1 protein-coding gene is annotated in these 11,252 nt (G+C 72.3%); it reads left to right on the plus strand.

What is annotated here, in order from left to right:
- Window positions 1–159: 159 nt before the first annotated feature.
- On the plus strand, window positions 160–11,252 hold an 11,093-nt coding region (locus tag F3J18_RS32410; RefSeq protein ID WP_166916182.1), incomplete at its 3' end, for a non-ribosomal peptide synthetase.

Here is an 11,252-nt window from a genome sequence, read left to right on the forward strand (position 1 = left end):
GCAGGCTGCCGCTGTCGTTCGCCCAGCAGCGCCTGTGGTTCCTCGACACGCTCGACCAGGCCGCCGGCGCCGCCTATCACATGCCCGCCGCGCTGCGCCTGAGCGGCCAGCTCGACCCGGCCGCGCTCCGCGCCGCGCTGGACCGCATCGTGGCCCGCCATGACGTGCTGCGAACCACCATCGATACCGTCGACGGCCAGCCTGCATGGCGGCGCCCCCAGCCAGCGCCGCGAGAATCCGCGCGAAGCCGCCGCGCCCTTCGACCTGGAGCAGGGCCCGCTGATCCGCGGCCAGCTGCTGCGGCTCGGCGCCGAGCAGCACATCCTGCTGATCACGCAGCATCACATCGTCTCGGACGGCTGGTCGCTGGGCCTGCTGGTCGAGGAAATCACCGTGCTCTACGAGGCCTTCCGCCAGCAGCAGCCCGACCCGCTGCCGCCGCTCGCGCTGCAATACGCCGACTACGCGGCCTGGCAGCGCGGCTGGCTGCAGGGCGAGACCTTGCGCCGCCAGGTGGCGTTCTGGACCGATCACCTGAAGGGCGCGCCGGCCCTGCTGGAGCTGCCCACCGACCGGCCGCGCCCGGCCGTGCAGCGCTATGCCGGCGGCAACGTGGCGCTCGCCTTTTCGGGCGCGCTCGGCGACGCGCTGCGCCGCCTGAGCCAGCAGCAGGGCACCACCCTGTTCATGACCCTGTTCGCGGGCTGGGCCGTGCTGCTCTCGCGCATCAGCCGCACCCGCGAGATCGTGATCGGCACGCCGGTGGCGAACCGCCAGCGCAGCGAGTTCGAATCGCTGATCGGCTTCTTCGTCAACACCCTCGCGCTGCGCGTCGATACCAGCGACGATCCCGACGTGGCCACCCTGCTGCAACGCGTGCGCAAGATCGCGCTGGACGCCTACGCGCACCAGGACCTGCCCTTCGAGCAGGTGGTGGAGGCGCTGGCGCCCACCCGCAGCCTCAGCCACAGCCCGATCTTCCAGGTCGGCATCACGCTCGAGAACACCCCGGCCGACCGCACCGTGAGCCTGGCCGGCCTGGACGTGCAGACCCTCGCCGAAACCGGCTCGACCGCCACCTTCGACCTGGCGCTGCTGCTCAGCGACGACGACCAGCGCATCGGCGGCAGCATCAGCTACTCCAGCGACCTGTTCGACGCGGCCACCATCGAACGCCTCGCCCAGAGCCTGCAGATCCTGCTGGCCGCGATGGCCGCCGACCCGACGCGGCGCGTCAGCACCCTGCCGCTGCTCGACGAGGCCCAGCGCCGCCAGGTGCTGGTCGACTTCAACGCGAACGCCACGCCCTATCCGCAAGCGCTGATCCACCAGCAGTTCGAGGCCCTGGCCCGCAGCCAGCCCACCGCGCCGGCCGCCGTGTTCGGCACCCAGGCGCTGGACTACGACGCCCTGAACCGCCGCGCCAACCGCATCGCCCATGCGCTGATCGAGCGCGGCGTGCGCGCCGACCAGCGCGTGGCGATCTGCGTCGAGCGCGGCATCGACATGGTGGCGGGCCTGCTCGGCATCCTCAAGGCCGGCGCCGCCTATGTGCCGCTCGACCCGGCCTATCCGGCCGCGCGCCTCGAGCACATGGTGCGCGACAGCGCGCCGGTGGCGCTGTTGAGCCAGCAGGCGCTGGCGCCGCTGGCCGGCACGCTGCCGGTGGGCGAGGCGCCCGTGCTGCTGCTCGACGACGGCGGCTTCGAGGGCTTGCCCGAGCACGACCCCGCGCTGCCGATCGACGCCTCGAGCCTGGCCTACGTGATCTACACCTCCGGTTCCACCGGCACGCCCAAGGGCGTGATGGTCGAGCACAAGGGCCTGTCGAACCTGGCCCAGGCGCAGATCCGCGTGTTCGACGTGCAGCCCGACAGCCGCGTGCTGCAGTTCGCCTCGTTCAGCTTCGACGCCTGCATTTCCGAGATCGCCATGGCGCTGTGCCGCGGCGCCACCCTCTACCTGGCCTCGCGCGAAGCCCTGCTGCCGGGCGAGCCGCTGCTGGCCACGCTGTCCTCGCACGCGATCACCCACGTCACGCTGCCGCCGGTGGCCGCCGGCATCCTCGCGCCCCACGCCGACAGCGAGGCGCTGCGCGCGCTGCGCACCCTGGCGGTGGCCGGCGAGGCCTGCCCGGCCGCCCTGGTGCGGCGCTGGGCGAAGGGCCGGCGCATGATCAACGCCTACGGCCCGACCGAGGCGACGGTCTGCGCCAGCATGCAGGTCTGCGAGCCCGGCGAGACCGACGGCGCGGTGCCGATCGGCGCACCGATGGACAACGTGCGCATCCACCTGCTCGACGAGCTGGGCCAACCGGTGCCGATCGGCGTGGCCGGCGAGATCCACATCGGCGGCATCGGCCTGGCGCGCGGCTACCTGAACCTGCCCGAGATGACGCGCGAGCGCTTCGTCGAGGACCCGTTCAGCGGCGCGGCGCAAGCGCGCCTGTACCGCACCGGCGACCTGGGCCGCTGGCTGCCCGACGGCAGCATCGAATACCTGGGCCGCAACGACACCCAGGTCAAGCTGCGCGGCTTCCGCATCGAGCCGGCCGAGGTCGAGGCGCGCCTGCGCCTGCACCCGCAGGTCAAGGACGCGATCGTGATGGCGCGCGAGGACGCGCCGGGCGACCCGCGCCTGGCCGCCTACGTGACCGCCACCGACCGCGTCGAGCTGTGGCCCTCGGTATCGGAGTTCTACGTCTACGACGCGCTGCTGTACCACGCGATGGCGAACCACACCACGCGCAACCGCTGCTACGCGAACGCCTTCGCGCGCCACCTGCCCGGCAAGACCGTGGTCGAGATCGGGCCGGGCCCGCACGCGGTGCTCTCGCGCATGGCGATCGACGCGGGCGCGCGCAAGGTCTACGCGATCGAGCTGCTCGAGCGCAGCTACCTGGCCGCGCGCGAGAAGGTGCGCTCGCTGGGCCTGGAGGACCGCATCGTCGTGCTGCACGGCGACGCGACCCGCATCGAGCTGCCCGAGCCGGTCGACTACTGCATCTCCGAGATCATCGGCAACATCGCCGGCAGCGAGGGCTCGGCGGTGATCATCAACAACGCGCGGCGCTTCCTCAAGGACGGCGCGCACATGATCCCCGAGCGCAGCCTGACCAAGATCGTCGCCGTCTCGCTGACCGAGGACCTGTTCGACTACGCCTTCACCGAGACCACCGGCCACTATGTGAAAAAGATCTTCGAGGAGACCGGCTCGCCGTTCGACCTGCGGATCTGCGTCAAGGACCTGCCGGCCAGCGCGATCCTCAGCAGCGAGGACGCCTTCGAGGACCTCGACTACACGCGCCACATGGAGCCGGAGACGACGCACGCGATCAGCCTGCGCTTCGAGAAGGGCGGGCGCATGACGGGCTTCGTGGTCTGGATGCTGCTGTTCGTCGATGCCGACAACACGCTCGACACGCTGGCCGACCAGGGCAGCTGGCTGCCGGTCTATTTCCCGGCCTTCCCGGAAGGCCTGGCGGTGCAGGCCGGCGACGTGCTGGAAGGCCGCATCACGCGCAGCCTGGACCCCAACGGGCTGAACCCCGACTTCCATCTCGACGCGGTGCTGCGCCGCGTGGACGGCAGCGAGCTGGCGATCCGCCATGCCATGCCGCATCGCACCTCCGAATTCCGCGCCTCGCCGTTCTACGCGCGCCTGTTCGCCGACGGCGAGATCCCCGTGCAGGCGAAGCTGTCGCCGGGCCTGCTGCGCCAGCACCTGCAGGCCTCGCTGCCCGAGTACATGGTGCCGAACGCCTTCATGGTGCTGGACAGCTTCCCGCTCACCCCCAACGGCAAGCTCGACCGCCGCGCGCTGCCCGCCCCCGACGCGGCCGCGGTGGTGCGCCAGGCCTACGAGGCGCCGCTGGGCGATACCGAGCAGGCACTGGCCGCGATCTGGCAGGAGCTGCTCGGCCTCGAACGGGTCGGCCGCCATGACGGCTTCTTCGACCTCGGCGGCCACTCGCTGCTGGCCGTGCAGCTCGGCTCGCGCGTGCGCAAGCAGTTCGGCGTGGAGGTCTCGCTGCGCGACCTGTTCGCGCGCCCGGTGCTGGCCGATCTCGCCGCGCAGATCGCGCAGGGCGAGGCCGGCCCCGAGCTGCCGCCGATCGTGGCCCTGCCGCGCTCGGCCCAGCCGCTGGCGCTGTCCTTCTCGCAGCAGCGGCTGTGGTTCCTCGACACGCTCGACCGCGCCGCCGGCGCGGCCTATCACATGCCGGTCGCGCTGCGCCTGACGGGCGCGCTGGACCGGGCCGCGCTGCGCGCCGCGCTCGATCGCATCGTCGCGCGCCACGAGATCCTGCGCACCACCTTCGCGACCGCCAAGGGCCAGCCGTTCCAGCGCATCGCCGATGCCTCGGCCGGCTTCGCGCTGCTCGAGCAGGACCTGCGCGAACTTCCCGCCGGCGAGCAGCAGGCGAGCGTCGCGCGCCTGGGCGAAGCCGAAGCCGCCGCGCCCTTCGACCTGGCCGCCGGCCCGCTGATCCGCGGCCGCCTGCTCGCGCTCGGCGCCGAGCAGCATGTCCTGCTGATCACGCAGCACCACATCGTCTCGGACGGCTGGTCGATCGGCGTGCTGGTGGAGGAACTCGCCGCGCTGTACGACGCGTTCCGCCAGCAACGGCCCGACCCGCTGCCCGCGCTGCCGATCCAGTACGCCGACTACGCCGCCTGGCAGCGCGACTGGCTGCGCGGCGAAGCGCTCGCCGGGCAGGTCGCGTTCTGGCGCGGCCACCTGCAGGGCGCGCCCGCCCTGCTGGAGCTGCCCACCGATCGCCCGCGCCCCGCCGTGCAGAGCTACGCGGGCCGCAGCCTGGCCTTCACCTTCCCGCGGCCGCTCGGGGATGCGCTGCGGCAGTTGAGCCAGCAGCACGGCACCACCCTCTTCATGACCCTGCTGGCGGGCTGGGCCAGCCTGCTGGGCCGCCTCTCGGGCCAGGACGACGTGGTGGTCGGCACGCCGGTGGCGAACCGCCGGCGCGCCGAGCTGGAGCCGCTGATCGGCTTCTTCGTCAATACCCTGGCGCTGCGCGTGCGCATCGACGAGGATCCCGACGTCGCGGGCCTGCTGCGCCAGGTCAAGGCCAGCGCGCTGGCCGCCTACGCGAACCAGGACCTGCCCTTCGAGCAGGTGGTGGAGGCCGTGCAGCCGCCGCGCAGCCTGAGCCACAGCCCGATCTTCCAGGCCATGATCTCGCTGAACAACACGCCTTCGCGCGCGCTCGAGCTGCCGGGGCTGCAGCTGGACACGCTGCCCGAGGCCCGCCTGAGCACGCAGTTCGACCTGTCGCTGCTGCTGGTCGAGGAAGACGGCCTGATCTCGGGCGAGCTCGAATACGCGAGCGAGCTGTTCGACGCGAGCACCGCCGAGCGCATCGTCGCCTGCCTGCAGACCCTGCTGGCCGCGATGGCGGCCGATGCCGGCCAGCGCGTCAGCACCCTGCCGCTGCTCGACGCGGCCGGGCGCGAGCAGGTGCTCGAACTCAATGCCGCGCTGGCCGACTACCCCACCGACCTGACCATCCACGCGCTGTTCGAACAGCAGGCGCGGCAGGCGCCGGACGCGCTCGCGGTGACCCACGGCGAGCACTCGCTCAGCTACGACGCCCTGAACCGCCGCGCCAACCGCGTCGCCCATGCGCTGCTGGAACGCGGCGTGGGCGCCGACCAGCGCGTGGCGATCTGCGTCGAGCGCGGCCTGGACATGATCGTCGGCCTGCTCGGCATCCTCAAGGCCGGCGCCGCCTACGTGCCGCTCGATCCGGCCTACCCGGCCGCGCGCCTCGAGCACATGCTCGGCGACAGCACGCCGGTGGCCCTGCTGACCCAGCGCGAGCTGGCCGGCTCGCTGCCGGCCAGCGACGCCGCCGTGCTGCTGCTCGACGCGCCCGAGAGCCTCGCGGCCTATTCCGAGCAGAACCCGGACGTGCCGGTCGCGCCCTCCGACCTCGCCTACGTGATCTACACCTCGGGTTCGACCGGCACGCCCAAGGGCGTGATGGTCGAGCACCGCAACGTCACGCGTCTGTTCGATTCGACCCGCGTGTCCTTCGGCTTCGGCCGCGACGACGTCTGGACCCTGTTCCACTCGTTCGCCTTCGACTTCTCGGTGTGGGAGATCTGGGGCGCGCTCACCCATGGCGCGCGCCTGGTGGTGGTGCCGCACGCGATCAGCCGCTCGCCCGAGGACTTCCACGCGCTGCTGTGCCGCGAACGGGTGACGGTGCTGAACCAGACGCCGAGCGCGTTCCGCCAGCTGATCGCAGCGCAGGGCGCGAGCGGGCTCGCGCACGGCCTGCGCCACGTGATCTTCGGCGGGGAAGCGCTGGAGGTCGCGATGCTGGCGCCCTGGAACCAGGACGCGCGCAATCGCGACACCCGGCTGGTCAACATGTACGGCATCACGGAAACCACCGTCCACGTCACCTACATGGCCCTGAACGGCGCGAGCGCGACGCCGCTGTGCATCGGCCGGCCGCTGGCCGACCTGTCGGCCTACGTGCTCGACCGGCATCGCAACCCGGTGCCGGTGGGCGTGACCGGCGAGATGTGGATCGGCGGTGCCGGCGTCACGCGCGGCTACCTGAACCGACCGCAACTGACCGAGGAGCGCTTCGTCGCCGATCCGTTCAGCGACCGGCCCGGCGCCCGGCTGTACCGCACCGGCGATCTGGCGCGCTACCTGCCCGACGGCCAGCTCGAATACCTGGGCCGCAACGACGAGCAGGTCAAGCTGCGCGGCTTCCGTATCGAGCTCGGCGAGATCGAGGCGCGCCTGGCCCTGCACGAGGGCGTGCACCACACGGTGGTGCTGGCGCGCGAGGACGCCGCCGGCAGTCGCCAGCTGGTGGCCTACTACACGGTGCGCGAGGACCTGGCCGAGCCGGCCGCCGCGCCCGACGCCGAACGGCTGCGCGCCTACGCCGGCACGGTGCTGCCGGACTTCATGGTGCCCTCGGCCTACGTCAGGCTCGACACGCTGCCGCTCACGGCGAACGGCAAGCTCGACCGGCGCGCCTTGCCGGCGCCCGACGCCGCCGCCTATGCCGCGGGCGTCTACGAGGCGCCGCGCGGCGACACCGAGATCGCCCTGGCGGCGATCTGGTGCGAGCTGCTGCAGCTCGAGCAGGTCGGCCGCAACGACAACTTCTTCGCGCTGGGCGGCCACTCCCTGCTGGCGATCAACGTGATCGAGCGGATGCGCCAGGCCGGCCTGCATACCGACGTGCGCGCGCTGTTCAACGCGCAGACGCTGGCGGCGCTGGCCGCCGCGGTCAGCGCCGCGCCGCGCGAGCTGGCCGCGGCGCCCGACTACCGCCTGGCGGCGGACGGCGGCACCATCACGCCGGACATGCTGCCGCTGGTGCGGCTCACGCAGGACCAGATCGGGCAGATCGTGCGGACCGTGCCGGGCGGCGCGGCCAACCTGCAGGACATCTACCCGCTCACGCCGATGCAGGAAGGCATCCTGTTCCACCACCTGCTCACGCTCGAGCGCAACGGCGACCCCTACCTGCTGCGCAGCCTGTTCACGGCGCGCAGCCGCGAGCAGCTCGACAGCTTCGTGGCCGCGCTGCAGCAGGTGATCCGCCGTCACGACATCCTGCGCACCGCCACCGTCTGGGAGGATCTCGACGCGCCGGTGCAGGTGGTCTGGCGCGACGCGCCGCTGACGGTCGAGCAGGTCGTGCCCGATCCGGCCGGCGGCCCGGTCATCGAACAGATCGAGCAGCGCTTCGACCCGCGCCGCTACCGGCTCGACCTGCGCCGCGCGCCGATGATGCACCTGGCGTTCGCCGAGGATCCCGCCAACGGCCGCTGGGTCGCCGCGCTGCTGTTCCATCACCTGATCGACGACGCCTCGTCGATGCGGCTGATCCGCGCCGAGATCCTCGCGCATCTGTGCGACGAGGTCGACAGCCTGCCGGCGCCGGTGCCCTATCGCGACTACGTCGCCCAGGTCCAGTCGAGCGCCTCGCAGCATGACCACGAGGGCTTCTTCCGCGAGATGCTCGGCGAGGTCGACGAACCGACCCTGCCGTTCGGCGTGCACGACGTCTCCGGCGACGGTCACGGCATCGATCGCGCCGAGCTGCAGCTCGACGCCGGGCTGAGCCAGCGCATCCACGCGCAGGCGCGGCGCCTGCGCGTCAGCCCGGTCAGCCTGCATCACCTGGCCTGGGCGCGCGTGCTGTCCCTGCTGTCGGGACGCGACGACGTGGTGTTCGGCACCGTGCTGCTGGGCGGCATGCAGAGCGCGAGCAGCGAGCGCGCGATGGGGATGCTGATCAACACCCTGCCGATCCGTCTCGACGTGGGCGCGCCGGCGGTCGAGGAGGCCGCGCGCGAGGCCCACCGGCGCCTGAGCGAGCTGCTGCTGCACGAGCACGCGCCGCTGACGCTGGCGCAGCGCTGCAGCGGCATCGCCGCGCCGGCGCCGCTGTTCAGCGCGCTGATGAATTACCGGCAGGGCGGCGACCTCGACGAGGAGACCGGCGACGAGGGCCTGCCCGACGACTACGGCATCGAGTTCCTCGATACCGAGACGCGTAACAACTACCCGCTGACCATCATGATCGACGACCTCGGCACGGGCTTCGGCCTGACCGTGCTGGCGCTCGACGATTTCGGCGCGCAGCGCGTGTGCGGCTACATGAGCCAGGCGCTCGACAGCCTGTGCGACGCGCTGGAACGCGCGCCGCAGGTGTCGGTACGCACCCTGGCGGTGATGCCGCCGGCCGAGCGCGAGCAGGTGCTGCGCGGCTTCAACGACACCGCCGTCGAGTTCTCCGGCGAGACCACCCTGCACCGGCTGTTCGAGGCGCAGGCGGCACGCACGCCGGAAGCGGTCGCGCTGGTGGCCGAGGACGGCACGCTGAGCTTCGACGGGCTGAACCGGCGCGCCAACCAGGTCGCGCATCGCCTGCTGGCGCTGGGCGCGCGCCCCGACGACCGGGTCGCGATCTGCACCGAGCGCAGCGTCGACATGGTGGCCGGCCTGCTCGGCATCCTGAAGGCGGGCGCGGCCTACGTGCCGATCGATCCGTCCTATCCCGACGAGCGGATCGCCTACATGCTGGCCGACAGCCGGCCGATCGCGCTGCTCACGCAAGGCGCGCTGCAGGCGCAGTTCGCCGCCGCCGGCGTGCCGGTGCTGCTGCTCGACGACGAGGGCGAGCACGCCGACGGCCTGCGCTCGCAATCCGATCGCGATCCCGACGTGCGCGAGGTCGGCCCGGGCAACCTGGCCTACATGATCTATACCTCGGGCTCGACCGGGCAGGCCAAGGGCGTGATGGTCGAGCACCGCTCGGTGGTGAACTTCTGGAACGTGCTGCGGCACGGCATCTACGCCGACATGCCGGACCATTCCACCATCGCCCTGAACGCGGCCTTCTCGTTCGACATGTCGATCAAGGGGCTCTCGCAGCTGCTCTCGGGCCACCGCCTGGTGCTGATCCCGCAGGCGATCCGCGCGAGCGGCGCCGAGTTGCTGGCCTTCCTGCGCCAGCATCGGGTGGACGGCTTCGACAGCACGCCCTCGCAGCTCGAGGGCCTGCTGGCCGCGGGCCTGCTGGAGCCGGGCGACTACCAGCCGGGCAGCGTGCTGCTTGGCGGCGAGGCGATCAATGCCGTGACCTGGGAGCGGCTGCGCGCCTCGGACACGATCCGCTTCCACAACATGTACGGCCCGACCGAGTCGACCGTCGATGCCACCATCGGGCTGATCCGCGAGCTCGGCGAGCGCCCGAGCATCGGCCGGCCGATCGCCAACACCCAGGTCTACCTGCTGGACGCCCACGGCGAGCCGGTGCCGGTAGGCTGCGTGGGCGAGATCCACGTCGGCGGCGTGCAGGTCGCGCGCGGCTACCACGAGCGGCCGGCGCTGAGCGCCGAGCGCTTCGTCGAGGACCGCTTCTCGGCGCTGCCCGGCGCGCGTCTCTACAAGACCGGCGATCTCGGGCGCTGGCTGCCGGACGGCACGCTCGACTATCTCGGCCGCAACGACTTCCAGGTCAAGATCCGCGGCTTCCGCATCGAGCTGGGCGAGATCGAGGCACGGATCGCCGCCTACCCGGGCGTGCGCGAGGTGCAGGTGATCGCCCGCGAGGACAGCCCGGGCGAGCGCCGCCTGGTGGCCTACCTGGTGCGCCAGGCGGGCAGCGCGCTATCGACCGCCGAGCTGCGCGCGACGCTGGCCGAATCGCTGGCCGAGCACATGGTGCCGAGCGCCTTCGTGGTGCTCGACGCCTTCCCGCTGACCACCAACGGCAAGCTGGATCGCCGCGCCCTGCCCGAGCCCGATTCGAGCTCGGTGGTCACGCGCGAGTACGAGGCGCCGCTCAACGAGACCGAGGCCAGGATCGCCGCGATCTGGCAGGACCTGCTGCACCTGGAGCGGGTCGGCCGCCACGACCAGTTCTTCGAGCTGGGCGGCCATTCGCTGATGGCGGTGCAACTGCTCGGGCGGGTCCGCAAGCATGCCGGCATCAAGGTCTCGCTGCGCGACTTCCTGGCCCGGCCGACCGTCGCGAGCCTCGCGGCGCTCGGCGGCCAGGCCGCGGCGGCGCCGCTGCGGGCGATCCCGCGCGCCGACCGCCAGGCCCCGCTGCCGCTGTCGTTCGCGCAGCAGCGGCTGTGGTTCCTCGATTCGCTCGATCACGCGATCGGCGCGGCCTACCACCTGCCGGTCGCGCTGCGCCTGACCGGCGAGCTGGACCGCGAGGCGCTGCTCGCGTGCCTGCGCACGGTGATCGCGCGCCACGAAATCCTGCGCACCAACTTCGTCTCCGACGAGCTCGGCCGGCCGCGGCAGCAAATCCACGCCGAGCCGCGCTTCGCGCTGGCCGAGCACGACCTGCGCGGCCTGCCGCGCGGCGAGCAGGACGCCGCGGTGGCGCGGATCGGCGACGACGAGGCCGGCACGCCGTTCGACCTGGCCCGCGATCCGCTGATCCGCGGCCGCCTGCTGCTGCTCGATGCGCAAAGCCATGTGCTGCTGGTCACCCTGCATCACATCGTCTCCGACGGCTGGTCGACCGGCGTGCTGGTCGAGGAAGTCAGCCGCCTGTACGCCGCCCGCCTCGCCGCCCGCCTCGCCGCGCAGCCGGATCCGCTGCCGGCCCTGCCGCTGCAGTACGCCGATTACGCGGCCTGGCAGCAGGGGCGCCTCGGCGAGGAAGGGCTCGACCGCCAGGTGGCGTTCTGGCGCGACCAGCTGGCCGGCGCGCCGGCGCGGCTGGCGCT

The organism is Burkholderia sp. Ax-1720 (genome assembly GCF_011753035.1).
Lineage (GTDB): Bacteria > Pseudomonadota > Gammaproteobacteria > Burkholderiales > Burkholderiaceae > Burkholderia > Burkholderia gladioli.